This window comes from Pseudomonas sp. HMSC057H01 (assembly GCF_001836405.1).
GTDB lineage: Bacteria > Pseudomonadota > Gammaproteobacteria > Pseudomonadales > Pseudomonadaceae > Pseudomonas > Pseudomonas aeruginosa.
Window position 1 is genome coordinate 1 of record NZ_KV828402.1, and the last position, 1,225, is coordinate 1,225.

Here is a 1,225-nt window from a genome sequence, read left to right on the forward strand (position 1 = left end):
CTGTAGTGGTCAACCCATCCCGGACAGTGGGTTGAGTTTTTCTTCGGCCACCGCAGGTGGTAACCCGTCGTTGAATTGATGCGGCCTGATCCAGTTGTAGCGGTGCATCAAGTAATGACTGATGTCCCGTTGGGCCTCCTGCGCCGTCAGGTAACCCGTTGACGGGACCCACTCCGACTTCAGACTGCGGAACAGGCGCTCCATCGGCGAGTTATCCCAGCAATTCCCCCGACGGCTCATGCTCTGCTGCATCCGATAGCGCCAGAGCCGTTGCCGAAACAGGCGGCTGGCGTACTGGCTGCCCTGGTCTGAATGGAACAGCACCTGCTGTGGCCTGCCGCGCTGTTCGTAGGCCATGTCCAGGGCCTTGATCACCAGTTCGGCATCCGGCTTGGCCGAGAACGCCCAGCCGATCAGCAGATCCAGCACCGCGGCCAGGTAGTGCCAACGGCCTTGCGCCCAGACGTAGGTGATGTCGCCACACCACACCTGATTGGGATGCTCGGTCGCGAATTCGCGGTTCAGCCGATTCGGGATATCCGGCCGCTCAACCGTGGCCTGTTTGTAGGCGTGCGAGCCCGGTTGCTTGCTGACCAGGCCCAGCTCACGCATCAACCGACGCACTCGGAAACGGCCGATGGTCACGCCCTCTTCGCGCAGCATGCCCAGAATGCTGCGGCTGCCGGCCGAGCCCCGACTCTGGCTGAACAACTGGTTGACTTGGCTGCGTAGCGCCACGCGGCGAGCATCGACACGCCGCCGTCGAAGACGGTGGACGTAGTAGCAAGACCGCGCCACATCGAAAGCTGAACAGACCACTTCCACCGACTCCTGCTCACTCAACTGGTCTATCAGCGCGTACGATCGAGTTCGTCCGACATCAAGAGAGCGGTAGCCTTTTTTAATATCGCTTTCTCCCGCTCCAACCGGTTGATCCGGGCTTCCAGCTCCTGGATCTTTTGCTGCTCAGGCGTCAACGCCTTGCTCTTCGGGGTCACACCCTGGCGCTCCGCCTCGAGCTGCTTCACCCAACGGCGCAAGGCCGAATCCACCACCCCCAGCGAACGGCAGGCGTCGATATGGCTGTAGCCTTGGTCCAACACCAGGGCCGCGGCCTCTCGTTTGAACTCGGCGGAAAACGTACGTCGTTGCTTGCTCATCAGACACCTCTCTCACGGCGAGGATTCTCGCCTAAATCGGTGTCCGGGATCAGTAGACCACTACA

The 1,225-nt window shown here is 61.2% G+C and carries 1 protein-coding gene; it reads right to left on the reverse strand.

The genetic code is table 11. The features are described from left to right. Nucleotides 1–9 precede the first annotated feature (9 nt). Nucleotides 10–1,160 (reverse strand): IS3 family transposase gene (locus tag HMPREF2581_RS05005; protein ID WP_086009430.1). Its coding sequence is split into 2 segments (ribosomal slippage): nt 10–905 and nt 905–1,160, totalling 1,152 coding nucleotides; the frame shifts between segments, so codons are not numbered across the junction. Nucleotides 1,161–1,225 lie beyond the last annotated feature (65 nt).